Genomic DNA, 25,249 nt, shown 5'->3' on the forward strand with positions numbered 1-25,249 from the left:
GGGTTCTTGACTGCCAACAGTTTCATGAGATTCATTGAGGTTTCTTCGGTGCCTTATCGCAACGTTGGGAAACTTGGTCGAAGCATCCCCAACGTCGTCATCCTAGGGCGAAGCAGGAGCGAAGCTCCGTCGCGGAGACCCTAGGATCCATTCCGTGACCTCTGCCGAAGAACGCAGCGGACCAAAATTCTGAACCGTTGGAGCCGCTTCTATGTAACGGCATGGATCCTCGGGTCTGCGCCGCGTCGCTTCGCTCCTTGCTTCGCCCGTGGATGACGACATGATGAATGTTACGGCTAGTCATAAAGCCCTGTAGATCGACGACCTTACTGTCTAGCCTAGGCGCACTGTCTTGCCTGTCGTCGCCGATTTCAGCGCCGCGTCCGCCAGCTTCAGTGCCACAAGGCCATCGGTGCCGCTTGGCGCTGCCTTCTTGCCCTTTGCCGCCGTGATGAAGGCAGCAATCTCATTGGCATAAGCGTCGAGATAGCGGGTCATGAAAAAGTCGTGCAGCGGCGGGCGCGTATAGCCCTTCTCGTTGGCCAGTTCGATCGACACCGGCCGCTGGTTCTCGGCCGCCACCATGCCTTTCGAGCCATGCACCTCGATGCGCTGGTCGTAGCCATAGGTGGCGCGGCGCGAATTCGAGATGACCGCCTGCTTGCCCGATGCGGTTTCGAGGATGACGCTGACCGAGTCGAAATCGCCGGCTTCGCCGATCTTCTTGTCGACCAGCACCGAGGCATGGGCGCTGACCGCCACCGGCTCCTCGCCGAGCAGGAAGCGCGCCATGTCGAAATCATGGATGGTCATGTCGCGGAAAATGCCGCCGGAGCGCGCGATGTAGTCGAGCGGCGGGGCGCCGGGATCACGCGAGGTGATGGTGACCATTTCGACCGTGCCGATGGCGCCGTCGTCAATCGCCTTGCGCACGGCGGCGAAATGCGGGTCGAAGCGCCTGTTGAAGCCGACCATCAGCGTCGCCTTGGCCTTGTCGACCACGGCCAGGCACTTCTCGACGCGCTTGACGTCGAGATCGATCGGCTTCTCGCAGAAGATCGCCTTACCGGCCTTGGCGAAGCGCTCGATCAGATCGGCATGCGTGTCGGTCGGCGTGCAGATGACGACCGCGTCGATGTCTTTCGATTTTTCGATGGCGTCGATGGTACGCACCTCGGCGCCATAGGCGCTCGCCAGTTCGCTTGCCGCCTTTTCGAAGGCGTCGGCAACGGCGACCAGTTTTGCCTGGGGGTTGGAACCCACGGCGCGGGCGTGGACCTTGCCGATGCGGCCGGCACCAAGGAGGGCGAAGCGAACAGTCATGGAAATTTTCCTCTAGGGGATGGTTCGAAGCGGGGCGCCGGTCATGGGCGCTGGATGATTTTCCGGTCAAGACAAATCGACGGGAAGGCGATGACCATCGCCGCCGCGCCCGGCCCTTAGGCCGCGAGTTCCGCCTCCCCGGTCTTGGCGCCGGTGATGTAGGAGACGATGTCCTGCCCGTCGGTATTCTCCTTGCGCAGATTGGCAACGATGCGGCCGCGCCGGAACACGACGATACGGTCGCAGAGGTCGAACACCTGGCGCATGTTGTGGCTGATCAGGATCAGCGGCTCGCCATTGTCCTTCAGCGTGCGGATGATGTTTTCGACCTGCGCCGTCTCCTGCACGCCAAGGGCCGCCGTCGGCTCGTCCATGATGATCAGCTTGGAGGCAAAGGTGGCCGTCCTGGCGATCGCCACGCATTGGCGCTGGCCGCCCGACATGTGGCGGATGGTGTTGGACAAATTGGGAATTTTCACCGCGGTGCGGACCAGTGCCGCCTCGGTCGCCTTGCGCATGTATTTGCGGTCGAGGATCGAGAATGGCCCCAGATTGAACAGCACCTTTTCGCGGCCGAGGAACAGGTTGGACGGCACGTCGAGATCGTCGGCCAGCGCCAGGTTCTGGAACACCGTCTCGATGCCCGCCTCGCGCGCCTCGATCGGGCCGGCGAAATTCACTTCCTTGCCGTCGAACCAGACCTGGCCGCTCGTCCGCTGCTCGACGGCGGTGATCTGGCGCACGAAGGTCGACTTGCCGGCGCCGTTGTCGCCCATGATGGCGACATGCTCACCCTTGCGCAGCTCGAAATTGGCGCCTTCAAGTGCATGCACGCCGCCATAGCGCTTGGTGAGGTTTTCGGTCTTCAGGACGATGTCTGACATGGTCAAGCCCTCAATGCCCGCATGCGCTGGCGCCACTGGTCGAGAACGACCGCGCCGACGATGATCACGCCCTTGACCATCTCCTGGTAGTAGGCGTCGAGGCGCAGGAAGGTGAAGCCGGAGATGATGACGCCGAAGATGAGCGCGCCGATCACCGTGCCGATGATGGAGCCACGGCCACCCGACAGCGAGACGCCGCCGATGACCGCCATGGCGATGGCGTCGAGTTCGTACATCACGCCCATGCCGGCCTGGGCGGTGAGGTTCTTGGAGGAGAGCACCACGGCGGCGAGCGCGGCGAGAATGCCGGCGATGACATAGACGAGGATCTTGTGGTTGGCGATCTTGATGCCCGACATGCGCGCGGCATCCTCGTTGGAGCCGATCGCGTAACAGTGCTTGCCGTATCGGGTATAGGTCATGATGAGCTGGAACAGCGCGGCCAGCGACAGGAAGATGATGACCGGCATCAGGCCCTTGCCTATTGCCGCGAAACTGTCTGTGGGGAATGATATCGGCTGCCCCTTCGACCACCATTTGGCGATGCCGCGCGCGGTGACCATCATGCCGAGCGTGGCGATGAAGGGCGGGATGCGCGTGTAGGCGATCAGGGCGCCGTTGACGAGGCCGGCGAGCAGGCCGCAGCCGATCGCCACCAGCACCGGCACGATCACCGGCAGGTCGGTCCAGCCCTGCGCCAGGAACATCGCCTTGGGATTGGGATTGCCGTTGACGGTCGCGACCTGGGCGAAGCTCATGGCGATCATGGCGGTCGCGCCGACGATCGAGCCCGAGGACAGGTCGATGCCGCCGGTGATGATCACTTGCGTGACGCCGATGGCGATGATGCCGACGATCGACACCTGCAGGATGATGATCTGCAGGCGGGCCTCGTTGAAGATGCCGGAGACGTCGCTGCGGGTGTTGAACAGGAAGCTGTCGCCGAGAAAGATCCGGCCGATCAGCTCGAAGATGACGACGAGGATGACGAGCGCCAGGAAGACGTTGAATTCGGCCGGCCATGTACGCTTCCTGGCGTCATAGCCGACGCCGCCGACGCCGTGAGATGTCTGTGCCAATCTTCTATCCTCCGTCAGCCGCGGTCGTTCCTCGAGCACCTTAAAGGCGCCGAGGGAAAGAGGAGCGGCGCTGCCTTGACGCGAGAGCGCCGCTCCATATGTCCGCGGCTCAGTTCTTCTTCAGGAACTTGTCGATGTTCGCAGGCGTGACCAGCTGGAACGGGACATAGACCTTGTGTTCGACCTTCTCGCCCTTGGCGAGCTTCAGCGCCGCGTCCAGCGCGCCCGCGCCCTGGCCGGCTGCATCCTGGAACACGGTGGCATCGAGGTCGCCCGCCTGCATGGCGGCAAGCGCGTCCTGGGTGGCGTCGACGCCGCCGACGACAACCGACTTCATGTCGATGTTGGCGGCCTTCATCGCCTGGATGGCGCCGATGGCGCTTTCGTCATTGTTGGCGATGACGCCGTCGAACTTCTTGCCGGTCGACAGCCAGTTGGTCATCAGGTTCTGCGCCTGGTCGCGATCCCAGTTCGAGGTCTGCTTGTCGATGATCTTGATGAAGCTGCAGTCCGGGGTGGCGATGACATCGTCGATGTCCTTGGTGCGCTGCACGGCGGCCTGGTTGGAAAGCTCGCCCATGATGACATAGACATTGGCTTCCTTCTTGCCGGCTTCCTTGAACAGGCGGCAGACTTCCTTGGTTTCGAGCGTGCCGGAATCGGCCTCATTGGAAGCGACGAAGGCCTGGTTGTCGGGCAACGTGTCGACATTGACCGGCTGGCGGTTGACATAGACCAGCGGGATCTTGGCCGCGGCGGCCGCATCCGACATTGCCTGCGTGGCCGAGGTGTCGACCGGGTTGACGATGATGGCGTCGACGCCCGAAGCGGCGAAGTTCTTGATCTGGTCGAGTTGCTTGGCGACGTCGTTCTGCGCGTCCTCGACCTGCAGCTCGACGCCGCTCATGCCCTTGGCCTGCTCGATCATGCCGTTGCGCAGCACGGTAAGGAAATTGTCGTCGAACTTGGCCATCGAGACGCCGATCTTGGCGGCCATGGCCGATGAACTCATCAGCGCCGCGAAGGCGACGCCCAAAAGCAGTTTCTTCATTTTAATCTCTCCTCCACTTTGGTGTCCGGTTGCACCGATTTCTCCGGAATCCCCGATCTCCCCGGGGAATCTCTCCCGATTGTCTTCTCCCCGGTGGCGCCTGCCGTTTGCTGGAACGCCAAAGCCTCTGTTTGAAACAGATGTTCCCGGAACGTAAGGACCAAAATACATCACTGATGAAATATTTATTCCATTTCGTCGGGAGGCGTCAAGGGCGATTCCAAAACCGGACGTGCGATTTTGGCGGACGCGTCGACGGTGTGCGGATGCTGCCGGAACAATGCCGCTGGCTTGGCGGCGGAGCAGACAGGCGCACGCCCGGCGCCGGCGGCGAGGCCTATGGCATCAGCGCGCCAGGTCCGTTCCCTGGATGCCGTCGACAGGCGATGGCAGTTCAGAAATGCCAGATGTCTCTCTGCAGCAAGAGATCGAGCGGCGCTCTCCAGACCCTGTATCCCGCCGCCTGCCTCACCTGCTGTTCGACGCTGAGCTTGCCGCTGACATCGAAGAAAACTCCAATTCGCCTTCGGGCGTGAAGCTTTGTTCCGGTGGTGGTGTAATTGCGGATAGGCAGCTGCTGGCGGCTGATCGTTCGCCCATCCTGTGATAGCGCGACGCCGATGCAGAATTGTTCCGGGGTATGCAAACGCACGATTTCACTGACTCTCTCGCTGGCGGCGTATGCTCGCTCCAGCGCGGGAATGTTGTTATGATGAACGCCAAGGACGCCGCTCGCCCACATGGTTTCATCTCCGGTCAGGATGTGGCCTCCAATTGAGAGCCCTTTGCCTTCGAGCGCTCGATACGGGGCCTTTGGGCGCCCTTCGCACCGCCACATTATGGAGGACAACGCTGTAATTCGCCTGAAACATCGCGATATGTCGCCGGTCGGATACATGTCCGTGTCCATGAAGAACAGGCGCTCGCAACGCCGCAGCAAATCGACGATGCCGGCTGCCTTGATGCCAAACCTGTATCGATTGCCGAAGGACATCTCGGCCTTTCTCTCGGCCGTTAGCTCGATCGTTTCGATAGGATAGCCGTCGAAAATGGAGGGCCTGTCGGTCAGGACCATGACCCTGGCATCCGGGCAATAGTAAAGCAGGCGAAGGGCGCTGAAGAGCGCGCCACGCGCATAGAGCTCGTCGCTCCCAAAAGCGATGTACCCAAACCCATCTCCGCCCATCGGGCATGTATATATTAGCAATCATTAATGCGTCAAATTTGGATGCCCCGTCGGGCGACGCGCTGAAAGCCCTGGCTCGCTAGATGTTCTCGGGCAGGTAGATGTCGAACGGCAGGAAGGTCTGGCCGGGAGCGTTAGCCGCGCCCGTTTCGATGGCGTGCGCCATGAGATCGAGCAGTTCGCGGCACAAAGGCCCCAGCGGTGTGGAGATCACCATGGTCAGCACCCCGTCCGCCAGGGCGGACCGCGAGACCGCCGATATCTCGTTGCAGACCACCGCTGGCATCTCTGCGGGCTTGGCCTGCCTAAGCGCCGCGACCGCGCCTTCCATGCCGCCGCCCGCGACATAGCAGCCGACGAGGTCCGGATGACGGCCGAGCAGGTCGAGCAGCGTGTCCTGCGTGACCTGGTTGGCCTCGAGATTGACCAGCGTTTCGAGCAGGGTGAAGTCCGGCGCCTGTTCGCGGAAGAAGGAGCGGAAGCCGATCTCGCGCAGCTCATGGCCGTGGAAGCGGTGGCTGCCGACGAAAAGCGCGACCTTGCCCGGCCGCTTCGCCGCTTTCGAGATCATCCAGGCTGCTGTGCGCCCGACCTTGCGGTTGTCGAGACCGACATAGCCCTCGCGAATGCCGGCGGCGAAGTCGGACAGCAGCGAAAAAACCGGCAATCCCCTGGCCTTCATCTCCTCGACAGTGACCGTCAGCGCCGGGTGATCCGGCCCGACCAGGGCGACGGCCTTGCACTTGGCCGCCAGCTTACGCGTGCGCTCGACGATTTCGTCCGGCGTCAGCGAAACGGCGAAGTCGATGATCGCGACGCCGCGAAAGCGCTGCGATTGCGACACCGCGAGTTCGAGTTGCCGCGCGAACTCCGTGTAGAAGACATCGTTGCCTCTCAAAAGCAGGAAGCCGAGCCGGTATTCCGGCAATTCATGGCGCATACGCTGCTTGATCAGGCCGGCCGCGTGATAGCCGATCTCGGTCGCGGTCTCGTAGACGCGGCGTGCAGTTTCCTCGCGAACCGGCAAGCGATTGTTGAGCACGCGGTCCACCGTGGCGACGCTGACGCCGGAGACGCGCGCCAGATCTGTTATGGTCGGCCGTTTCGCCATGATCGCCCCGTTCGATTGCCTGGTATTGATATACCACTTTGATAGGAAATGATAGAAACTATCTTTGTGACGTTGAGTCTATCATGGCGCGGCGTTATTTCTAAGCATGAAACCAGTGGTGATCGGCATTCGCATGGCGAATGCCCCTGCCTTGGGAGGCAATCATGACCGCAGCGCCGTCCCGGCGTGATTATAGCCTGATCGGCCGCAACGCCCGACTTGCCGTCGAAAACGGCCTGTCGGCGGCCGAGTGGTATCACACCGACATTCCCCGCAAGCAGATGAAGGAGCTGATGCAGCGCTCCGATGGCCCGGCGATCCGCGACACCGTGATCTGGCTGGCCGCCCTCGCCATCAGCGGCGCCGGCGGCGCCTGGTTCTGGGGCAGCTGGTGGTGCGTACCGTTCTTCTTCGCCTATGGTGTGCTCTACGGCTCATCCACCGATTCACGCTGGCACGAATGCGGCCACGGCACGGCGTTCCGCACGCAGTGGATGAATGATGCGATCTATCAGGTCGCCTGCTTCATGATCATGCGCAATCCGGTGACCTGGCGCTGGAGCCACACGCGCCATCACACCGACACCATCATCGTCGGCCGCGACCCCGAGATTTCGGTCATGCGGCCGCCGGACCTGGTGCGCCTCGTCCTCGGTTTTGTCGGCGTGCTCGACGCCTGGCACGCGATGTCAGACATGCTGCGCAATGCCGCCGGCAACATCAGCGCGGCCGAGAAGACCTTCATTCCCGAGCAGGAACAGCAGAAGGCGATCCGCATTGCCCGCATCTGGACGGCGATCTATGCCGCGACCATCGCGCTGGCGCTCTACACCGGATCGTTCCTGCCCTTGATGCTGGTCGGCCTGCCCAGGCTCTACGGTGCCTGGCATCATGTCATGGTCGGCCTGCTGCAGCATGGCGGCCTTGCCGACAACGTCACCGACCACCGGCTGAACAGCCGCACCGTCTACATGAACCCGATCAGCCGCTTCATCTACTGGAACATGAACTACCACGTCGAGCATCACATGTTCCCGATGGTGCCCTACCATGCGCTGCCCAGGCTGCATGCGCTGATCAAGCACGATCTGCCGGCACCGACGCGATCGATCCTGGCCGGGTACCGCGAGATGATCCCGGTCTTCCGCCGCCAGCTGCGCAACGAGGATTATTTCCTCAAGCGCGAGCTGCCGCCGACCGCCAGGCCATACCGCGAGGAATTCCACAACGACGCCGTCGCCACGGCGGCGGAATGACATCGAACGGCTCCAGGGGAGGACTGAATGAGCGATTGGGTCGAGGCGTGCGCCGCCGGTGACATCGATGAAGAGGACGTGATGCGCTTCGATCATGGCGGGCGCACCTTCGCCATCTATCGCAGCCCGGACGACGAGTATTTCGCCACCGACGGACTTTGCACGCATGAGAAGGTGCATCTCGCCGACGGGCTGGTGATGGATGACATCATCGAATGTCCCAAGCACAATGGCCGCTTCAACTACAAGACCGGCGCGGCCAGGGGCGCGCCGGTCTGCGTCAACATCAAGACCTATCCGGTCAAGGTCGACGCCGGCAAAGTCCTCGTTCAGATCGGGTGACCGGCATGGCACGCGGGATGGTGATCATCGGAGCCGGGGAATGCGGCGGTCGGGCCGCACTCGCCTTGCGCGATCTCGGCTATGACGGGCCGGTGACGCTGGTCGGCGACGAGCCGCATCTGCCCTATGAGAGGCCGCCTTTGTCCAAGGAGGCGATGGCCAGCGACGCGCCGGCAATCAAGGCGATCGCCAGCGACGAGGTGCTGGCCGAAAAATCGATCCGGCATATCCATTCCGTCCAGGCCGTGGCTATCGATCGCGCGGCGCACACGGTGCGCCTGTCCGACGGCTCGGCGCTGCCCTACGACAAGCTGCTGCTCGCCACCGGCTCGACGCCGCGCAAGCTGCCGATGCCTGGCCTTGGCGGGCGCTGCGTCTATCTCAGAACCTTCGCCGACGCGCTGGCCATTCGCGCCCATCTTCGTGCCGGCAACCGCATCGCCGTCATCGGCGGCGGCTTCATCGGCCTCGAGCTTGCCGCGGCGGCGCGCAAGCTCGGCGCTTCGGTCACCGTCATCGAGGCGCAGCCGCGCATCCTGATGCGTGGCGTTCCGGCCGAGATCGCCGAAATCATTCACAAAGCGCATGTCGCCGAGGGTGTCGACGTGGTCTGCGGGCAAGGCATCGCCTCCATCGCCGACGACGGCAAGGAGGTGCGAGTGATGCTTGCCGGCGGGCGCGAGATATCAGCCGACCTCGCCGTCATCGGCATCGGCGCCGTGCCCGTCACCGGGCTCGCGGCGGAAGCCGGCCTGGCCATCGAAAATGGCATCGCAGTCGACGCCGAGCTGCGCAGCAGCGATCCCGACATCTTCGCCGCCGGCGATTGCTGCTCGTTTCCGCTCGCCGTCTATGGCGGCCGCCGCGTGCGGCTGGAAGCCTGGCGCAATGCGCAGGAACAGGGCGCGCTGGGGGCCAGGAACATGCTTGGCGCCGGCGAGGCGCATGCGGCGGTGCCGTGGTTCTGGTCGGATCAATATGGCCTGTCCCTGCAGATCGCCGGACTTTCCGACGAAGGCCGCAGCACGGTGCGTCGCGATCTCAGTGACGGCGCCTTCATCCTGTTTCATCTGGCCGAGGAAGGCAGGCTGGTGGCGGCTAGCGGCATCGGCCCGGGCAATGCGGTGGCCCGCGACATAAGGCTCGCCGAAATGCTGATCGGCAAGCGAGCGAAGCCGTCGGTGGAGGCGCTGGGATCGCCTGACGTCAAGCTGAAGGCGTTGCTGGCGCCTGAACGGTCACATCGGCTCGCCGATGGCGGCGCCGCCCCTCGTCTGCCTGCCGGCATCTTCTCCCCGTAGAACGGGAGAAGGGAGCTGTGGCACCCTCGCCGCAATTCATCATGCACCGCTAAAAATTGGCGAAATCATTGATATCAGCATCTTTCTCCCCGTCACTATACGGGGAGAAATGTCCGGCAGGACAATGAGGGGCGGCGCAGGCGTCAACGAGCTAATGCCACCACGCCGGAGCCGCTAGAACAGCGCCCTGAGCTCCGGCAGCTTGTCGTTGACCAGCCAGCCGTAATAATTCTCTTCCGGCAGCTTCTCCGGCTCGCCGGCGGCGCGGCGCTTGCCGTTTTCAGCCTTCAGCGCATAGGCGCGCTGCTCCGGATTGCCGACATTGTAGAGCGTGGCGGTCAGTCCTGGATTGCCCGAAATGTCGAAGCCGGCGATGCTCTTATAGGCGTCGATCGACTTCCTGATCGTCGCCGCGACATATGGCAGCGTCAGGTCCGGATCCATGATGGTCTTGTAGACCGAGTTGGGATCGGAGACGTCGAGCTTCGGCAAGCCGGACACCTTGTGCACGAGGTCGCTCATCTGCAGGGCGGTCAACGGGTTGAGCTGGCCGAGGCCGAAGGTCTGGCCGGCATAGTAGGGCTGGAAGAAGGTGGCGCCGAAACGGTTGTCGGGGAAATCCTCGCCGCCGACTGTCTTGCCGCGAAACGAACGGTTCCAGACCTGTTCGCGGCATTCCCACAGATCGTAGCTGTCCGAAATCGCGGCGCATTTCTTGAATTCCGGTCGCTGCACGAAATTGGTGATGTCCTCGCCGTCATAGGCGAAGGAGAGCTTGCTCGAGAGATAGGAGATCGCCTTGACGTAGTAGGTCTGCAGCCGGTCATAGGCGTCGACATTGTAGGTGTGCTCGCCGACGATGGCGCCAACGATATGCAAGGGGTCGATGCCATAGGCGCTTGCCGCCTTCTTGATCTTGGCGCGCAGATCAGCGTCGTTCTGCAGCAGCGCGTAGACCTTGCGGTACTTCGCCTGGAAGGTGGTGTTGGTCGCCTGCGTGCGTCGGCTTGAGGCGCCGGGAATGTCCGGCTGCTCGGCATTGCGGTTTCCCGCCGGCACCAATGTCGCCGCATCGGCGGCGAACAGCGTCGCCGCCAGCGTCAAGCCGAGAATGACCAGGATGAGTTTTTTCATGCGCCGCCGCCTAGAGAATTGCCGCGCAAACTAGGGTATTGCTCTTGGTTGAGTCGAGAGCGCGTCATCATCCGGCGAGACGAAAGGTGGCCAGATGGTACCATCTGGCCACACATGGCTCCTGCCGGAAGGTGTCACCGGATCCCGCGCCGGAACGGTCCGGCGCTGCCGTTCAAAGGATGAACCGCGACAGATCCGTGTTTCTGGAGAGGTCGCCGACATGCTTCTGGACATAGGCAGCGTCGATTGTGACGGCCGTGCCGTTGCGGTCGGGCGCATCGTAGGAGATCTCGTCCAGCACCCGCTCCATCACCGTCTGCAGCCGCCTCGCGCCGATATTCTCGATACTGGCGTTGAGGTCGACGGCGACGCCGGCGAGCGAATCGATGGCGTCGTCGGTGAAGGTGAGCTCGACGCCCTCGGTCTTCATCAGCGCGATATACTGCTTGATCAGGCTGGCCTCGGTCTCGGTCAGGATACGGACGAAGTCCTCCTTCTCCAGCGCACGCAGCTCGACGCGGATCGGCAGGCGTCCCTGCAATTCCGGCAGCAGGTCGGAGGGCTTCGAGACGTGGAATGCGCCCGACGCGATGAACAGGATGTGATCCGTCTTCAACGGCCCGTATTTGGTCGCCACCGTGGTGCCTTCGACCAGCGGCAGCAGATCACGCTGCACGCCTTCACGCGAAGGGCCGCCCGAAATGTCAGACCTGGCCGCGATCTTGTCGATCTCGTCGAGGAAGACGATGCCGTCATTCTCCGCCGCGTCCAGCGCCCGGCGCACCACCTCGTCCTGGTCGAGCAGCTTGTCGGACTCGTCTGCGACCAGCAGATCGTAGGATTCCTTCACCGTGGTCTTGCGCAGCTTGGTCTTCTTGCCGCCCATCGCCTTCGACAGCATGTCGTTGATGTTGAGCACGCCGATATTGGCGCCCGGCATGCCGGGAATCTCGAAGCCTGGCATGCCGCCATTGCCGGTGTCGGCCACCTCGATCTCGATTTCCTTGTCGTCGAGTTCGCCGTCGCGCAGCTTCTTGCGGAAGCTGTCGCGGGTCGCCGGGCTCGCTGTCTTGCCGACCAAGGCTTCCAGCACACGTTCCTCGGCGTTGACATGGGCGCGCGCCTTGACGTCCTCTCGCATCTTCTCGCGCACCAGGCCGATGGCGATCTCGACCAGATCGCGGATGATCTGCTCGACGTCACGGCCGACATAGCCGACTTCGGTGAATTTGGTCGCCTCGACCTTGACGAACGGCGCGCCGGCCAGCCGCGCCAGGCGGCGCGAGATCTCGGTCTTGCCGACGCCTGTCGGGCCGATCATCAGGATATTCTTCGGCATCACCTCTTCGCGCATCTGGCCTTCGAGCTGCTGGCGGCGCCAGCGGTTGCGCAAGGCGATGGCCACGGCGCGCTTGGCGTCCTTCTGGCCGATGATGAAGCGGTCGAGTTCCGAAACGATTTCGCGGGGAGAAAATGTGCTCATATCACTAAATTCCACTTTGCCACTGCTTGATGGCCTCGAACGGATGCAGCAGCATGATCACGTTGAGCGTCAGATTGTCCCGGATGAGATAGCCGGTACCCAGTTCGAAGAGGACGGCGAGGCTGACGATCACCCATATAGGTAGCCTTCGCGCCATCACAAATCCCAGCACCATGGCCAGTGTGTCGGACACCGAATTGATGATGCTGTCCCCGTAATAATCGAGCGAGATGGTGCCGGCGCGGTAGCGCTCGATGATGAACGGGCTGTTTTCGAGGATTTCCCAGCCGCCCTCGATGAGGACGGCGAATGCCAGCCGCAAGCCGATCGGCGAGCGCGGGAACAGGAACCGGGCCAGCGCATAGAACAGGAAGCCGTGGATGATGTGGGAAAAGGTGTACCAGTCCGAAATGTGCTGGGAATTCTCCGAACTGTTCACCACGCCATGCCACAGCTTGACATAACCGCAGGTGCAGATCGGCGGATGACCCATGAGATAGAGCGTGACGGCCTGGGCGACGAGCAGGCCGGCGACGATAATCAGCCCCATCCGCCAGCTATCCTCGTAAGCAGAAAGGCTCTTGTCCTCGCTGGATGTGGCCATGCCTGGATTACCCCTCTTGCGCGTCTTCGGCGTCGATCGCCATCAGCACGGCGTCGCCATAGATCGATTGCCTGCGGTCTATGGCCCGAAATCCCGCCTTTTCATAGGCGCGAATGGCCCTGATGTTGGCGGGATCGGGGTCGATGATGACGCGCGGCACGCCTTCCTCGAACAGGTCTTCGACGAACTGGCGCACGATCGCCGAGCCATGGCCGATGCCGACCAGTTCCGGCCGGCCGATCGAGAGATCAATGCCGAGCGTGCCGAACGGCTGATCAGCATAGGGATGATCGTCCTCCATATGCGGGTCGTAGCTTTGGAGATAAGCAATCGGCTTGCCGTCGAGCTCCACGATCAGCGGCTCGACGGAAATGCTGTCTATGTGATCGGCAATCTCTGCGATTTCCGTCTCCGGATCGTCCCACCACTCGGCGACATGCGGCTCGGCCAGCCAGCCGGCGATCATCGGCAGGTCCTTTTTGGTGACCGGCCGAAAATCGTAGGGCACCACCCTCTCAGGCGGCATCGAGCGTTTCGACGACGAAATTGTTGTTGGTGTAGACGCAGATGTCGGAGGCGATCTGCATCGCCTTGCGGGCGATCTCCTCGGCATCCTTGTCGGTGTCCATCAGCGCGCGCGCCGCGGCCAGAGCGTAATTGCCGCCCGAACCGATGGCCATGACGCCATGTTCGGGCTCCAGCACGTCACCATTGCCCGTCAGTGCCAGCGAGACCGACTTGTCGGCAACCAGCATCATCGCCTCCAGCCGGCGCAGATAACGGTCGGTGCGCCAGTCCTTGGCGAGCTCGACGCACGCGCGGGTGAGTTGGTCAGGATACTGTTCGAGCTTTGCTTCGAGCCGCTCCAGCAGCGTGAAGGCATCGGCGGTGGCACCGGCAAAGCCGGCAATCACATTGCCGCCCTTGCCGATGCGGCGCACTTTGCGGGCATTGCCCTTCATGATGGTCTGGCCAAGGCTGACCTGGCCGTCGCCGGCGATCACCACCTTGTTGCCCTTGCGCACGGTCACGATCGTCGTGGCATGCATGGTCAATTCATTGGACATTTCCTGCTCCGAGCAGCGCCATCCCTTTAAAAGGCGATTTGGCGCGGTACGAGTGACTTTGATCGGCCATATGTATGCATGGGGCCAATGATTGCAAACCGCTCGATAGCGGCCGGGATCGCAACTGGCAATCGCCGGATCATGCTGCTAGAAGGCTCTCGTTTTCAAGCCAGCGAGCGCTTGAGGCCCGTGAACCGGTCGCGGTCTGAACCACTGGCACAAGGATAGAGTGATGGCGCCCCGTTCCGCCGATGCAAGCCGCAAGACCAGGGAAACCGACATCTCGGTGTCGATCCATGTCGACGGCTCCGGCAAATCGGACATCGCCACCGGCGTCGGCTTCTTCGACCATATGCTGGACCAGCTTTCCCGCCATTCGCTGATCGACATGACCGTCAGGGCCAAGGGCGACCTGCACATAGACGACCACCACACGGTCGAGGACACCGGCATCGCGCTCGGCCAGGCCTTGACCAAGGCGTTGGGCGAGCGGCGCGGCATCATACGCTATGCCTCGATCGACCTTGCCATGGACGAGACGCTGACGCGTGCGGCGATCGACGTCTCGGGCCGCCCCTTCCTGGTCTGGAACGTTTCGTTCTCGTCGCCCAAGATCGGCACCTTCGACACCGAACTGGTGCGTGAGTTCTTCCAGGCGCTGGCGCAGAATGCCGGCATCACGCTGCATGTCACCAACCACTATGGCGCCAACAACCATCATATCGCCGAGACCTGCTTCAAGGCGGTGGCGCGCGCGCTACGCGCCGCGCTCGAGCGCGATCCGCGCCAGCCCGACGCGGTTCCCTCCACCAAGGGTTCTTTGAAGGGATAGCCTCATGACCGCCTATGTCGTGATGGAGCCACCTGGCCGCAGCGAGAAAGTCGACATGACGACATTGGTCCGCGACGGCTTCACCTGGCTCGGCCTGCTGGTGCCGCCGCTGTGGCTTGCCTGGCACCGGCTGTGGGTCGAAGCGGCGCTGGCCTTTGTCATCATGGGCGTGCTTTCGATGCTTGGTCAGAAACTTGGCCTCGGCGTGGCCGGCTCGCTGCTGTCGCTGCTCGTCTCGCTCTATGTCGGCCTGGAGGGCCAGGGATTGCGCATCGCGGCGATGCGCCGCCGCGGCTGGCATGAATGGGGCGTCGTCGAGGCCGGCCGGCTCGGGGACGCCGACATGCGCTATGCCCTTGAGGTCGAAGGTCTTTCGGATGAAGCGGCACCCGCGCCGCGCATCGTTCCGGATGCCGCTCTGGCGCGCCCGGCGCAGCCCGGCATGGCGCTGGGGCTGACCCACATTCCGGGACGGCGCTGAGATGCGCGTTGCGATCATCGATTACGGTTCGGGCAACCTGCGCTCGGCCACCAAGGCCTTCGAGCGCGCCGCGCGTGAGGCCGGAATCGCGGCCGAGATCGACCTGACGGCCGATGCCGACCGTGTGCGCACCGCGGACCGCATCGTCCTGCCCGGCGTCGGCGCTTACGCCGATTGCGCGGCCGGCCTGCGCGCCGTCGAGGGCATGTGGGAGGCGGTCGAGGAGGTCGCCATCGCCAAGGGCCGGCCTTTCCTGGGCATTTGCGTCGGCATGCAGCTGATGTCGCAGCGCGGCCTCGAGAAGACCATCACCAACGGCTTCGGCTGGATATCGGGCGACGTCAAGGAGATCCAGCCTGCCGATCCGGCGCTGAAGATTCCGCAGATCGGCTGGAACACGATCGAATTGAGGCGTCGGCACCCGCTGTTTTCCGGCATTCCGACCGGGCCAGACGGGCTGCATGCCTATTTCGTCCACTCCTACCATCTCGATGCGAAAAACTCCGACGAGGTCCTTGCGGTTGCCGACTATGGCGGCCCGGTGACCGCCACGGTCGCCCGCGAAAATCTGGCCGGCACGCAGTTCCATCCTGAAAAGAGCCAGGCGCTGGGCCTGGCGCTGATCACGAATTTCCTGCGCTGGAGGCCCTGATGAGCCATCCGCACCGACCGTTGGCGCTGCCCCTCATTGTCCTGCCGGACATTTCTCCCCGTATAAGGACGGGGAGAAAAACGCTGTCTTCGATGTTTTCGACAATTCTGAAAGAGGCGACGAGGCCGGAACTGCCCCCTTCTCCCCGTCTCTATACGGGGAGAAGTGCCCGGCAGGGCGATGAGGGGCAGCGCGGACCTGTGATGGATCGCAGCGCTCCACCGGCCAATTCGGGCGCCCAAACGTTCCAGGAGCCCCAAGCCGTATGATCCTGTTTCCAGCCATCGACCTCAAGGACGGCCAATGCGTGCGTCTCAAGCACGGCGACATGGCGACCGCGACCATCTACAATGACGATCCGGCCGCGCAGGCCAAGGCCTTCGAAGAGCAGGGTTTTGAGTGGCTGCATGTCGTCGACCTCAACGGCGCTTTCCAGGGCCAGAGCGTCAACAGCGCCGCGGTCGGCGCCATCCTGAAAGCGACGAAGAACCCTGTGCAACTCGGCGGCGGCATCCGCACGCTGGAGCAGATCGAGGATTGGCTCGACCGTGGGCTGGCCCGCGTCATCCTCGGCACGGTGGCGGTGCGCGATCCAGATCTGGTCAGGCAGGCCTGCAAGGCATTTCCGGGCAAGGTCGCCGTCGGCATCGATGCCAAGGCCGGCAAGGTTGCCGTCGAAGGCTGGGCCGAGGCGTCGAGCCTCGGCGTCATCGAACTGGCCAGGAAATTCGAGGGCGCCGGCGTGGCCGCCATCATCTACACCGACATCGACCGCGACGGCGTGCTGACCGGCATCAACTGGGACGCCACCATCGATCTCGCCGACGCCGTGTCGATCCCGGTCATCGCCTCCGGCGGACTGGCTTCGATCGCCGACATCGTGCGCATGACCATGCCCGACGCGCAAAAACTCGAAGGCGCCATCTCGGGCCGCGCGCTCTATGACGGCCGCATCGATCCCGCAGAGGCGCTGGCGATCCTGCAGGTCAGGCCGGCGACGGAGACGCGGTCGTGAAGGTTTCGCTCATCCTGGCCTCCTATGACAGCGGCCACTATCATGGCGGCATGGGCCAGGGGCCCGACGCGCTGATCTCGGGCGGGCTGGTCGACGCCTTGACCCTTGCCGGCCATGACGTCACGGTCGAAGATATCGGCAGGGTCGGTGACGACCAGGAGCGCGAGATCGCCACGGGTTTCGCCGTCTGCAACGCCGTCTCGGGCGAGGTCCGCATCGCCCGCGACAGGGGGCGGTTTCCCATCGTGCTGGCCGGAAACTGCCTGACCAGTGCCGGCGCGGTCGCCGGCGAAGGCGCCGACGCCATCATCTGGGCCGACCAGCATGGCGACCTCAACACGCCCGAGACGTCCGTATACGGTTTTCTCGACGGCATGGCGCTGTCGACGGTGCTCGGCCTGTGCTGGCGCCCGATGGCATCGGCCATTCCCGGCTTCAGGCCGATCGATCCCGCGCGCTGCGTGCTCGTCAACGCCCGCGATCTCGATCCGGCGGAGGAAAAACTTCTCGAAACATTGCCGGTCATCCGGACGGAATGCCCCGGCGTGGCGCAAGCGACGGAACAATTGAAGGCCGCCGGCGCCAACAGCGTGCACATGCATCTCGATCTCGACGTGCATGATCCCAAGGCGCTGCAGGCCAACCGCTATGTCACATCAGGCGGACCGAACGCGGAGCAGCTGCGCCACGCGGCCTGCGCCATGGCGCTTGCGGTGCCGGTCGTCGGCATCACCGTTTCCGCTTACGATCCGGCCTTCGATGCCCAGGCCGAGGTGCCGCCGCTGGTCGGCCAGTTGCTCAACGATCTGCTTGCCACGATAGAGGGCCGCTGATGCTGAAAGCCCGTGTCATCCCTTGCCTCGACGTCAAGGACGGCCGTGTCGTCAAGGGCGTCAATTTCGTCGATCTCATCGACGCCGGCGATCCGGTGGAGGCAGCCAAGGCCTATGATGCCGCCGGCGCCGACGAGCTCTGCTTTCTCGACATCACCGCTTCGTCGGACAATCGCGAGACCATCTTCGACGTCATCGCCCGCACCGCCGAACAATGCTTCATGCCGCTGACCGTCGGCGGCGGCGTGCGCCAGGTCTCCGACATCAGGAAATTGCTGCTGGCCGGCGCCGACAAGGTGTCGATCAACACGGCCGCGGTGAAGAACCCGGATTTCGTCGCCGAAGCCGCCGACAAGTTCGGCAACCAGTGCATCGTCGTCGCCATCGACGCCAAGAAAGTGTCGGCGCCCAATGAAGCCGACCGCTGGGAAATCTTCACCCATGGCGGGCGCGAAAAGACCGGCATCAACGCCATCGAGTTTGCGCGAAAAATGGTCGATCGCGGCGCCGGCGAGATCCTGTTGACCTCGATGGACCGCGACGGCACCAAGGCCGGCTACGACATCGCGCTGACCCGGGCGGTATCGGACGCGGTGCGTGCGCCAGTCATCGCATCGGGTGGCGTCGGCACGCTGGATCATATGGTCGAAGGCATTCGTGACGGCCATGCAGGGGCTGTTCTGGCGGCCTCCATCTTCCACTTCGGCACCTACACCATCGCGCAAGCCAAGGCGCATATGGCCGCGGCCGGCCTGCCGATGCGGCTGGACTCGCTGGGAAACAGGTCCTAGAGCATGTTCCTTGAACCGGCTTTCGGAAAAGAGCAGGCTTAAACAAGAAGATAGACTGACATGGCCGAGTTTTCGCTCTCCGACCTGGAAAAAATCGTCAGCGACCGCGCCCATTCCGGCGATCCGGACTCATGGACGGCCAAGCTGTTTTCGCGCGGCATGGACAAGGCGGCGCAGAAGCTCGGCGAGGAGGCGGTCGAGACCGTGATTGCCGCCGTCAAGGGCGACAAACAGGGCCTCGTTTCGGAAAGCGCCGATCTCATATATCATTGGCTCGTCGTTCTCGGCATAGCGGGCGTTCCGCTGAACGACGTGCTCAGGGAGCTCGAAGGCCGCACCGGGCGTTCGGGCATCGCCGAGAAGGCGTCACGGCCCAAGGGCTGACCGCGAGGGAGGGCAGGTATCTCGATGGATCAGCTCGCGCCAACCGAGAAATATTCCCCGTTTCGCTTTTTCTCGGCCGAGCAATGGTCGCAATTCCGCGCCGACACCCCGCTGACGCTGAGCGAGGACGAGTTCCGCCGCCTGCGGTCGCTCAACGACCCGGTCGACCTCGAAGAGGTCAAGCGCATCTATCTGTCGCTGTCGCGGCTTTTGTCGGCGCATGTCGAGGCGAGCCAGCTTCTTTTCAGGCAGCGCCAGGCCTTCTTCAATGCCGTCGATGTCGCCAAGACGCCGTTCATCATCGGCATCGCCGGTTCGGTCGCGGTCGGCAAATCGACCACGGCGCGCGTGCTGAAGGAATTGCTGGCGCGATGGCCGTCGAGCCCCAAGGTCGACCTCATCACCACCGACGGCTTCCTGCTGCCCAATGAGGTGCTGCGCCGCGAAAGCCTGATGGAGCGCAAGGGGTTTCCCGACAGCTACGATGTCGGCGCGCTGCTGCGTTTCCTCTCGGGCATCAAGTCGGCGTTGCCCGACGTCCGCGCGCCGGTCTATTCGCACCTCACCTATGACGTCATCCCCGGCGAGTTCGTCACCATCGACCGGCCCGACATCCTGATCTTCGAAGGCATCAACGTGCTGCAGCCGGGCAAGCTGCCGCAGGACGGCAAGATCGTGCCTTTCCTGTCGGACTTCTTCGACTTCGCCATCTATATCGATGCCGATGAGAAGCTGATCCACCAGTGGTATATTTCCCGCTTCATGCGGCTGCGCGAGACCGCCTTCCGCAACCCGGACTCCTTCTTCCATCGCTATTCGCGGCTGTCGGAGGATGCGGCCAAGGCAATCGCCGAGGGCCTGTGGACCAACATCAACCTGAAGAACCTGCGCGAGAACATCCTGCCGACGCGCGCCCGCGCCGACTTGATCCTGCGCAAGGGCGCCGACCACCTGGTCGAGGAAGTGGCGCTGCGCAAGCTCTAGGCTTTCAGAAAACGGTTCCGCTCGAACCGTTTCGATGCGACTGGCGTCCGATTAGAACGCCCTTAACCGATTGGTTGCTAGAACTCCGCCATATCAGCTGTTGTGGTGAAGGCCGTTGGCATGGATGCGCCGCTCATTGCCCCGGGCAAGCCGGCAAGCTTGAATTCCAGCCAGGCCGCGTCTCGTCTCGGTGCTCCGGCCGCTGCAACGTTGCTGATCGTCGCCTATGCGACCATCACCTCGCTTCTTCTACCGGTCAATGTCGACGTCTCCTGGCTGCTGACGGTCGGCGACCGCGTCCTCAATGGCGAACGCCTTTACGTTGATATTGCCGAGGCCAACCCGCCGTTTTCAACCTGGCTCTATCTGCCCTTCCTTGTCATGGAGCGGCTGACCGGGCTCGCGGCGGAACTCTGGCTGAGCGTTGGACTGGCGGCGCTGGCGGTTGCTTCAATCTGGTTTTCGGCCCGCATTCTCATCCAGGCCGATGAATCGCTCAAGCGATACGCCTGGCTCGCTCCGGTCGCGGTGTTTTGCGTGCTGTTCCTGCTGCCGCTGGATTTCGGCCAACGCGAGCAGATTTCCGTCATTGCCTTGCTGCCATGGCTGGCACTGTTCTCGGTGCGCGATCACAGAGTGGACTTCCACGCCGGCAGCGCTGCCGAGCGGATCGTTGCGGGTGTAGGCGCCGCTGTCTTCGTCATGATCAAACCTCCGTACAGCGTGCTGGCGCTGGCGGTGCCGGCCCTGGTGGTTGCGCTGCAACGACGCTCATTGCGTCCGCTTTGGACGACGGAGAATGTCGTCGGCGGCATCTTGACCGTCATCTATCTGACTGTGGTCGCAGTCTTCATGCGCCCCTTCTTCACCGATGTCTTGCCGTTGCTGCGTCAGGTCTATCTGCCGATGCGCGCGCCGGTCGTTGATATGTTGACGCTCTGGCCGGTCGAAGGGTTCCTGGCAATGGCGGCGACCACGCTCGCAATGGCTCGCCCCGACCGTATTCATCGCGATGCGAAAATACTGCTTCTGGCCGGGACGGCTTATGTCCCCGCTTTCCTCATGATGGGCAAGGGTTGGACCTATCAGGCGCTGCCGTTCCTGACATTTGGCGCTCTGGCATTCCTGCTCCAATTTGTCCGGCGGCCGCCGTGGCGGGACCTGACCATCTTGGCCAGGACCGGAACCGCGCTCGGCCTGCTTCTGTTGATACTGATCGCCCTTCAGGGACAGGTCTCAGCCCTGTTGCAGCCTCGCGGCGATCTGGACGCGGCGACAGCCGCCATCGCCATCGCCGTCGATCGCCCCACCGTCATGTCGATCGGCTCTCGGCTGCAGGTCGGCAACCCACTCGTGCGGGCGGTCGGTGGCCGCCTTGTCGGTCGTCACCCCTCCGCGTGGATGGTCAGGGATTCCGGGCTGCTGATCGAGGCGGGGAGGGATCCGGTCACACGGAAGGAACTGCAGGCACTGCGGGACACATACATTCTCGATATTGCGAAGGAAGTGACCACCAAACGGCCGGACATCGTCCTTGACGATGGGACGACGGTACCCAGTGCCCCGGTATTGCTGAAGATCGCGGACAACCCCCCTCCGCCGAGGCCACTTCGCGACAACCCCGCGGTCGCAGACGCGCTGCGGGGCTACCGCTTGCTGCTCCAGAATGGTTCGGTGACAGTGCTCATCCGCGCCGATACAGCCGCGCGCTAGCAGCTCGTAGCAGGTTCGTCGAACCTGCTACGAGCGAAATGCGGGATCACGGTTCAGCCATTGGCGAACGGGACGGCGACATAGATCTGGCTGCCCTCGCGTTCGACCAGCAGCAGCACCGACTTGCGGCCTGACTTGCCGGCCTGCGCGATGGCTTGCGTGACCTGCCTGGCGTTCTTCACCGGCGCCTGGTTGACGGCGACGATGATGTCGCCGGGCTGGATGCCGGCGGTGGCCGCGGCCTTGTCCGGGTTGACGGTGGCGACCACCGCGCCGTGCTCGTTGTCGGCCAGGTTCATCTGCTGGCGGATGTCGGGCGTGATGTCCATCAGGCCGAGGCCGATGGCCGGCGCGCGGGAGCCCTGTTCGGTCCCCGGCGCGCTGGAATCGCCGGTCGATGCCGTTTTCACATCGTCGCTGTTGCGGCCGACATCGACGGAAATCCGCATGGCCTTGCCCTTCCGCCAGACATCCAGTGTCTCCCTGGCACCCGGCGCGACGTCGGCGACAGCCCGCGACAGGTCCTTGGGATCCTTGACGTCCTGTCCGGCGAAGCTGGTGATGACATCGCCGGTCTCGACACCGGCCTTGGCCGCGGGCGAGCCGTCATTGACCTGCGAGACCAAGGCGCCGGCGGGATGGTCGAGCCCGATGGCGCTGGCCACGTCCGGGGTGACCGGCTGGATCTCGACGCCGAGATAGCCGTATTCGATGTCGCCACCCTTCATCAGCTTGGCAACCACCTTCTCTGCTTGGTCCGACGGAATGGCGAAGCCGACACCGACGCTGCCGCCATTCGGCGAATAGATCGCCGTGTTGATGCCGACGACATTGCCGCTGACATCCACCAGCGGGCCGCCGGAATTGCCGTGATTGATCGGCGCGTCGATTTGAATGAAATCGTCGAACGGCCCGCTGTGCAGGTCACGGCCACGCGCCGAGACAATGCCGGCCGTGACCGTGGTGCCGATGCCGAACGGATTGCCGATCGCCAACACCTGGTCGCCTGTCATGAGCTTGTCCGAGTCGCCCCATTTCACGGTCGGCAGCGACTTGCCGGCCTTGATCTTCAGCACCGCGAGATCGTTCTTGGCGTCGTGACCGACCAGCTTGGCCGGAAGCTCCGTGCCGTCGTCGAGCGTGACCTTGATCGAAGAGGCGCCGTCGACGACGTGGTTGTTGGTGACGATGGTGCCGTCGGCGCTGACGATGAAGCCCGAACCGAGCGCCTCGGCGCGCTGCGACTGCTGTTGCTGCGGAGGCGTCTTTGGACCAGGCATGCCCTGATCGCCGAAGAACTGGCGGAAATAGTCGTCGAAGGGCGAATTGCCGCCAAAGGGCGAACTCTCAGGCGAACCTTCGCTCATGGCATCCGGTTGCGCCTTCATGACTGTCGTGACCGTGACGACAGCGGGCTTGGTCGAAGCCACGATGGGCGCGAACGATCCGTTCGGAGCCGTTATCCCTGCGACAGGGGTCTGCGTCGTCGCAACGACGTTGCTCAAGCCACCATTGCCGGCATTTTGAGCGAGGGAGACGACGGCGGGGGAGATGATCAGCGCGGCGCCCAGCAGGGCGGCGACGCGATGCCTACGAAGAATACCAAGAGGTGACATGGTCGTTCTGTCCGGGCGAGGGTTGATCCGGCGCCTCGGGCGGCTCTTGGGAGAAGGCGCCCGTCAGCGTGTCGACGGCCGGGATGGCCTGTCTCGCCGTACATGGCGGCCGGCCGGATCGACATGAGGTATCTAGGGTGCCGAATGGCCCGAATTAGGGTTTTTGCCCGACCTTACGAAGATTTAATTCAGAGCGCGCTTACGGATCGCAGATAGGCCGACGCGATTTCACGCATGCGCTTGCCGTCGAAACTCGGGCCGTGGCCGCCATGGCCGATGCGGATCGGCAGGTCGAGCAGGCGCCGCATCGTGCTGGCATAAGCGCCCCTGTCGGAATCCGGCAGATCGTCGATCAGCGTGTCGTCATAGATGGCGTCGCCACTAAAGAACAGGCCATCGGCCTCGTCGAACAGCGCGATCGAATCCGGCGAGTGGCCGGGAAGGTGCAGCACGCGAAATTGCCGGTCGCCGAGGTCGACCACGTCGCCCTCATCAAGGGTCCGCGTCAGCGGCGCCGATGGGATCTTGTAATCCGCCGACTTCCAACCCGGCTCGGGCAGCTTCGAAACCGCGCCCTCGAGATCGTGAAACATGTAGGCGTAGGTCGCGGCCTCATCCATGCTCTCGAATTGCGCCGCGCTCATCCTTGGCCCGGCCCGCAGCGGAAATTCGTGCAGCGAGCCGACATGGTCGAGGTGGATATGGGTGGCGACGACCAGAAGCGGCTTGCCTGCGGGCGTCTCTATCTGCGGCGCCAGTGGACAGATGCCCATGCCGGTGTCGACCAGAAGGTCGGCGTCGCGACCGGTGAAATGCCAGATGTTGGCGCGCACATAGTCGTGCACGAACGGCTCGGTCAGCATCATCGTCCTGTCGTCGACGATGCGCTTGCTGAACCAGTTTTCCATCAGGCGGCACCAGGCATTAATTCCAAGCCCAAGATCAGACGAACGGTTTTCCGACCTTGTATTTTTCCGGCACCAGCCGCTTGAGATAGGCCATGCCGGTCTCGGACAGTTGGTTGGCGTCGGACTTCATGAAATCGTCGGGCATGTGCCGGGTCTTGCCGGCGACGTTCTTCAGCGGCACCTTCTTCAGCACTATTTTGCTGCCATCATACTGCAGCGCGACCGAGCCGCCGCCCTGTTCGGCGACGCCGACGGCGAAGGCGCCGGCATCGAAGGCCTCCTGCGCGTCGACCGCGCTGATGGCGCCGACATAGCCGCGCGGCATGTAGCCGAGTGCGTCGACGCGGGCGCGCTTGCCCGGCAGCCCTTCGGCCAATGCCCGTTCGAGCGCCGCAGGCAGGTCGCTGCCCGACAATTTGACGTTGCCGTGCTGGTCGCGTTCGAGCTTGTCCGCCGGCACCAGGCTTTCGACCAGCGCCTTGCCGTCGGCGGTGCTGACGCCTTCCGACACGGCGACGATACAGCGCTTGTGGCGGTCGAGCGTGGCGCGCACGTCCTCGATGAAGCCTGCGGCGGAGAACGGCCGCTCCGGCACGTAGACGAGATGCGGGCCGCTGTCGGGGTCGAGCTGCCAGGCCGCGGCGGCCGCGGTCAGGAAGCCGGCATGCCGGCCCATGACGATGCCGACATAGATGCCGGGCAGCGCGCGAAAATCGAGGTCGACCGACAGGAAGGCGCCGGCGACGAATTCGGCCGCCGAGATGAAGCCCGGCGTGTGGTCGTTTTCCTCGAGATCGTTGTCGATGGTTTTCGGCGCATGGACGAAAGCGATCTTGCCGCCGGCGGCATCGGTCAGGATCTGCTGCGTGCCCGAGGTGTCGTTGCCGCCAATATAGATGAAGGCGTCGGCGCCCGCCTTCTGCAGGCCCTTCAGGATGACCTCGCAATAGGCAGCATCCGGCTTGTCGCGCGTCGAGCCCAGTGCCGCGCTCGGCGTTCCGGCAATCAGCCGCAGCCGGTCCTCGGGAATGGCCGAAAGGTCGACATAGTTGCCGTCACGAATGCCGCGCACGCCGTGGATCGAGCCCAGCACCTTGGCGCCGGGATGTCGCTTGCGGATCTCCAGAGTGGCGCCCACCACCGTCTGGTTGATGACGGCGGTAGGACCGCCGCCCTGCGCGATAACAAAAGTTCCGGCCATTCCTGACGTCTCCCGAGG

The 25,249-nt window shown here is 63.4% G+C and carries 26 protein-coding genes; 12 read left to right on the plus strand and 14 right to left on the minus strand.

Annotated elements, in window-relative coordinates; all coding sequences use genetic code 11:
* Positions 1 to 333: 333 nt before the first annotated feature.
* The 6 genes from iolG to EN851_RS25375 all read right to left on the minus strand — a co-directional run bounded on the left by iolG (position 334) and on the right by EN851_RS25375 (position 6,634).
* On the minus strand, positions 334 to 1,323 hold the full coding sequence (iolG, locus tag EN851_RS25350; protein WP_135930227.1) for an inositol 2-dehydrogenase: 990 nt from the start codon (positions 1,321 to 1,323) through the stop codon (positions 334 to 336).
* Positions 1,324 to 1,439: 116 nt separating this feature from the next.
* Positions 1,440 to 2,207 (minus strand): ATP-binding cassette domain-containing protein, encoded by a 768-nt coding sequence (locus EN851_RS25355; RefSeq protein WP_023772158.1) that lies wholly within the window; start codon positions 2,205 to 2,207, stop codon positions 1,440 to 1,442.
* Positions 2,208 to 2,209: 2 nt separating this feature from the next.
* On the minus strand, positions 2,210 to 3,286 hold the full coding sequence (locus EN851_RS25360; RefSeq protein WP_135883870.1) for an ABC transporter permease: 1,077 nt from the start codon (positions 3,284 to 3,286) through the stop codon (positions 2,210 to 2,212).
* A 109-nt stretch (positions 3,287 to 3,395) separates the two neighbouring features.
* Positions 3,396 to 4,337: a sugar ABC transporter substrate-binding protein gene (locus tag EN851_RS25365; RefSeq protein WP_015314570.1), complete on the minus strand. Its 942-nt coding sequence runs from the start codon at positions 4,335 to 4,337 to the stop codon at positions 3,396 to 3,398.
* Between the two features lie 394 nt (positions 4,338 to 4,731).
* Positions 4,732 to 5,412, minus strand: a complete 681-nt coding sequence (locus EN851_RS25370; RefSeq protein ID WP_245464532.1) for a hypothetical protein — start codon at positions 5,410 to 5,412, stop codon at positions 4,732 to 4,734.
* A 190-nt stretch (positions 5,413 to 5,602) separates the two neighbouring features.
* Positions 5,603 to 6,634, minus strand: a complete 1,032-nt coding sequence (locus EN851_RS25375; RefSeq protein WP_135930228.1) for a LacI family DNA-binding transcriptional regulator — start codon at positions 6,632 to 6,634, stop codon at positions 5,603 to 5,605.
* A gap of 164 nt (positions 6,635 to 6,798) precedes the next feature.
* On the opposite strand from EN851_RS25375, the gene EN851_RS25380 reads away from it, so the two are divergent.
* From EN851_RS25380 to EN851_RS25390, 3 genes are read left to right on the plus strand one after another with little or no spacing between them, the layout of a single operon-like run.
* Positions 6,799 to 7,890 (plus strand): fatty acid desaturase family protein, encoded by a 1,092-nt coding sequence (locus tag EN851_RS25380; RefSeq protein WP_135930229.1) that lies wholly within the window; start codon positions 6,799 to 6,801, stop codon positions 7,888 to 7,890.
* Between the two features lie 27 nt (positions 7,891 to 7,917).
* A complete protein-coding gene (locus EN851_RS25385; RefSeq protein ID WP_127280380.1) occupies positions 7,918 to 8,232 on the plus strand; it encodes a MocE family 2Fe-2S type ferredoxin in 315 nt (104 codons plus the stop codon).
* Positions 8,233 to 8,237: 5 nt separating this feature from the next.
* A complete protein-coding gene (locus EN851_RS25390) occupies positions 8,238 to 9,533 on the plus strand; it encodes an FAD-dependent oxidoreductase (protein ID WP_245520808.1) in 1,296 nt (431 codons plus the stop codon).
* 174 nt (positions 9,534 to 9,707) lie between these two features.
* Here EN851_RS25390 and EN851_RS25400 read toward each other — a convergent pair whose 3' ends face one another.
* The 5 genes from EN851_RS25400 to hslV all read right to left on the minus strand — a co-directional run bounded on the left by EN851_RS25400 (position 9,708) and on the right by hslV (position 13,821).
* Positions 9,708 to 10,667 (minus strand): DUF1402 family protein, encoded by a 960-nt coding sequence (locus EN851_RS25400; RefSeq protein WP_135930230.1) that lies wholly within the window; start codon positions 10,665 to 10,667, stop codon positions 9,708 to 9,710.
* Between the two features lie 172 nt (positions 10,668 to 10,839).
* Positions 10,840 to 12,150, minus strand: coding sequence for an ATP-dependent protease ATPase subunit HslU (gene hslU / locus EN851_RS25405; protein ID WP_135883875.1), 1,311 nt, complete (start codon positions 12,148 to 12,150; stop codon positions 10,840 to 10,842).
* A 4-nt stretch (positions 12,151 to 12,154) separates the two neighbouring features.
* Complete coding sequence (locus EN851_RS25410) at positions 12,155 to 12,754, minus strand: DUF2585 domain-containing protein (RefSeq protein ID WP_127279609.1); 600 nt, start codon at positions 12,752 to 12,754, stop codon at positions 12,155 to 12,157.
* Positions 12,755 to 12,761: 7 nt separating this feature from the next.
* Complete coding sequence (locus EN851_RS25415; protein WP_135930231.1) at positions 12,762 to 13,280, minus strand: GNAT family N-acetyltransferase; 519 nt, start codon at positions 13,278 to 13,280, stop codon at positions 12,762 to 12,764.
* Entirely contained in the window at positions 13,270 to 13,821 is a 552-nt protein-coding gene (gene hslV, locus EN851_RS25420; RefSeq protein ID WP_127279611.1) for an ATP-dependent protease subunit HslV, read from the minus strand. The genes EN851_RS25415 and hslV overlap by 11 nt, the downstream gene beginning before the upstream one ends.
* Positions 13,822 to 14,053: 232 nt before the next feature.
* Between hslV and hisB the strand changes: the two genes are divergently transcribed.
* The 9 genes from hisB to EN851_RS25470 all read left to right on the plus strand — a co-directional run bounded on the left by hisB (position 14,054) and on the right by EN851_RS25470 (position 21,506).
* Entirely contained in the window at positions 14,054 to 14,653 is a 600-nt protein-coding gene (gene hisB / locus EN851_RS25425) for an imidazoleglycerol-phosphate dehydratase HisB (protein WP_135930232.1), read from the plus strand.
* A 4-nt stretch (positions 14,654 to 14,657) separates the two neighbouring features.
* The gene (locus EN851_RS25430; protein ID WP_135883876.1) at positions 14,658 to 15,134 is read left to right on the plus strand and encodes a DUF2628 domain-containing protein; all 477 of its coding nucleotides are present in this window, start codon (positions 14,658 to 14,660) and stop codon (positions 15,132 to 15,134) included.
* Between the two features lies 1 nt (position 15,135).
* Positions 15,136 to 15,786: an imidazole glycerol phosphate synthase subunit HisH gene (gene hisH, locus EN851_RS25435; RefSeq protein WP_135921871.1), complete on the plus strand. Its 651-nt coding sequence runs from the start codon at positions 15,136 to 15,138 to the stop codon at positions 15,784 to 15,786.
* A gap of 265 nt (positions 15,787 to 16,051) precedes the next feature.
* Positions 16,052 to 16,801 (plus strand): 1-(5-phosphoribosyl)-5-[(5-phosphoribosylamino)methylideneamino]imidazole-4-carboxamide isomerase, encoded by a 750-nt coding sequence (gene hisA, locus EN851_RS25445; RefSeq protein WP_135921870.1) that lies wholly within the window; start codon positions 16,052 to 16,054, stop codon positions 16,799 to 16,801.
* Positions 16,798 to 17,634: an arginase family protein gene (locus EN851_RS25450; RefSeq protein ID WP_135862737.1), complete on the plus strand. Its 837-nt coding sequence runs from the start codon at positions 16,798 to 16,800 to the stop codon at positions 17,632 to 17,634. The genes hisA and EN851_RS25450 overlap by 4 nt, the downstream gene beginning before the upstream one ends.
* On the plus strand, positions 17,631 to 18,425 hold the full coding sequence (gene hisF, locus EN851_RS25455) for an imidazole glycerol phosphate synthase subunit HisF (RefSeq protein ID WP_189521938.1): 795 nt from the start codon (positions 17,631 to 17,633) through the stop codon (positions 18,423 to 18,425). Before EN851_RS25450 ends, hisF begins: the two co-directional genes overlap by 4 nt.
* A 60-nt stretch (positions 18,426 to 18,485) precedes the next feature.
* Positions 18,486 to 18,809 (plus strand): phosphoribosyl-ATP diphosphatase, encoded by a 324-nt coding sequence (locus EN851_RS25460; protein WP_127280828.1) that lies wholly within the window; start codon positions 18,486 to 18,488, stop codon positions 18,807 to 18,809.
* Positions 18,810 to 18,833: 24 nt separating this feature from the next.
* On the plus strand, positions 18,834 to 19,793 hold the full coding sequence (coaA, locus tag EN851_RS25465; RefSeq protein ID WP_127871187.1) for a type I pantothenate kinase: 960 nt from the start codon (positions 18,834 to 18,836) through the stop codon (positions 19,791 to 19,793).
* A 210-nt stretch (positions 19,794 to 20,003) separates the two neighbouring features.
* Positions 20,004 to 21,506, plus strand: a complete 1,503-nt coding sequence (locus tag EN851_RS25470) for a hypothetical protein (RefSeq protein WP_135930233.1) — start codon at positions 20,004 to 20,006, stop codon at positions 21,504 to 21,506.
* A gap of 53 nt (positions 21,507 to 21,559) precedes the next feature.
* Here the strand turns inward: EN851_RS25470 and EN851_RS25475 are convergent, their stop codons facing one another.
* The 3 genes from EN851_RS25475 to EN851_RS25485 form a co-directional block, all read right to left on the minus strand.
* Positions 21,560 to 23,122, minus strand: coding sequence for a DegQ family serine endoprotease (locus EN851_RS25475; RefSeq protein ID WP_135930234.1), 1,563 nt, complete (start codon positions 23,120 to 23,122; stop codon positions 21,560 to 21,562).
* Positions 23,123 to 23,310: 188 nt separating this feature from the next.
* A complete protein-coding gene (locus EN851_RS25480; RefSeq protein WP_127279475.1) occupies positions 23,311 to 24,030 on the minus strand; it encodes an MBL fold metallo-hydrolase in 720 nt (239 codons plus the stop codon).
* A gap of 34 nt (positions 24,031 to 24,064) precedes the next feature.
* Entirely contained in the window at positions 24,065 to 25,231 is a 1,167-nt protein-coding gene (locus tag EN851_RS25485) for a diphosphate--fructose-6-phosphate 1-phosphotransferase (protein ID WP_127279474.1), read from the minus strand.
* Positions 25,232 to 25,249 lie beyond the last annotated feature (18 nt).

It is taken from the genome of Mesorhizobium sp. M8A.F.Ca.ET.208.01.1.1, from assembly GCF_004791315.1.
Lineage (GTDB): Bacteria > Pseudomonadota > Alphaproteobacteria > Rhizobiales > Rhizobiaceae > Mesorhizobium.

Coding starts and splice junctions, on each gene's coding strand:
- EN851_RS25415 (WP_135930231.1), bottom strand. CDS start 13,280: ATGCCGCCTGAGAGGGTGGTGCCCTACGATTTTCGGCCGGTCACCAAA.
- coaA (WP_127871187.1), top strand. CDS start 18,834: ATGGATCAGCTCGCGCCAACCGAGAAATATTCCCCGTTTCGCTTTTTC.
- hslU (WP_135883875.1), bottom strand. CDS start 12,150: ATGAGCACATTTTCTCCCCGCGAAATCGTTTCGGAACTCGACCGCTTC.
- EN851_RS25400 (WP_135930230.1), bottom strand. CDS start 10,667: ATGAAAAAACTCATCCTGGTCATTCTCGGCTTGACGCTGGCGGCGACG.
- hslV (WP_127279611.1), bottom strand. CDS start 13,821: ATGTCCAATGAATTGACCATGCATGCCACGACGATCGTGACCGTGCGC.
- EN851_RS25370 (WP_245464532.1), bottom strand. CDS start 5,412: ATGGTCCTGACCGACAGGCCCTCCATTTTCGACGGCTATCCTATCGAA.
- EN851_RS25375 (WP_135930228.1), bottom strand. CDS start 6,634: ATGGCGAAACGGCCGACCATAACAGATCTGGCGCGCGTCTCCGGCGTC.
- hisH (WP_135921871.1), top strand. CDS start 15,136: ATGCGCGTTGCGATCATCGATTACGGTTCGGGCAACCTGCGCTCGGCC.
- EN851_RS25430 (WP_135883876.1), top strand. CDS start 14,658: ATGACCGCCTATGTCGTGATGGAGCCACCTGGCCGCAGCGAGAAAGTC.
- EN851_RS25460 (WP_127280828.1), top strand. CDS start 18,486: ATGGCCGAGTTTTCGCTCTCCGACCTGGAAAAAATCGTCAGCGACCGC.
- hisA (WP_135921870.1), top strand. CDS start 16,052: ATGATCCTGTTTCCAGCCATCGACCTCAAGGACGGCCAATGCGTGCGT.
- hisB (WP_135930232.1), top strand. CDS start 14,054: ATGGCGCCCCGTTCCGCCGATGCAAGCCGCAAGACCAGGGAAACCGAC.
- EN851_RS25390 (WP_245520808.1), top strand. CDS start 8,238: ATGGCACGCGGGATGGTGATCATCGGAGCCGGGGAATGCGGCGGTCGG.
- EN851_RS25410 (WP_127279609.1), bottom strand. CDS start 12,754: ATGGCCACATCCAGCGAGGACAAGAGCCTTTCTGCTTACGAGGATAGC.
- EN851_RS25365 (WP_015314570.1), bottom strand. CDS start 4,337: ATGAAGAAACTGCTTTTGGGCGTCGCCTTCGCGGCGCTGATGAGTTCA.
- EN851_RS25475 (WP_135930234.1), bottom strand. CDS start 23,122: ATGTCACCTCTTGGTATTCTTCGTAGGCATCGCGTCGCCGCCCTGCTG.
- EN851_RS25385 (WP_127280380.1), top strand. CDS start 7,918: ATGAGCGATTGGGTCGAGGCGTGCGCCGCCGGTGACATCGATGAAGAG.
- iolG (WP_135930227.1), bottom strand. CDS start 1,323: ATGACTGTTCGCTTCGCCCTCCTTGGTGCCGGCCGCATCGGCAAGGTC.
- EN851_RS25485 (WP_127279474.1), bottom strand. CDS start 25,231: ATGGCCGGAACTTTTGTTATCGCGCAGGGCGGCGGTCCTACCGCCGTC.
- EN851_RS25380 (WP_135930229.1), top strand. CDS start 6,799: ATGACCGCAGCGCCGTCCCGGCGTGATTATAGCCTGATCGGCCGCAAC.
- EN851_RS25355 (WP_023772158.1), bottom strand. CDS start 2,207: ATGTCAGACATCGTCCTGAAGACCGAAAACCTCACCAAGCGCTATGGC.
- EN851_RS25480 (WP_127279475.1), bottom strand. CDS start 24,030: ATGGAAAACTGGTTCAGCAAGCGCATCGTCGACGACAGGACGATGATG.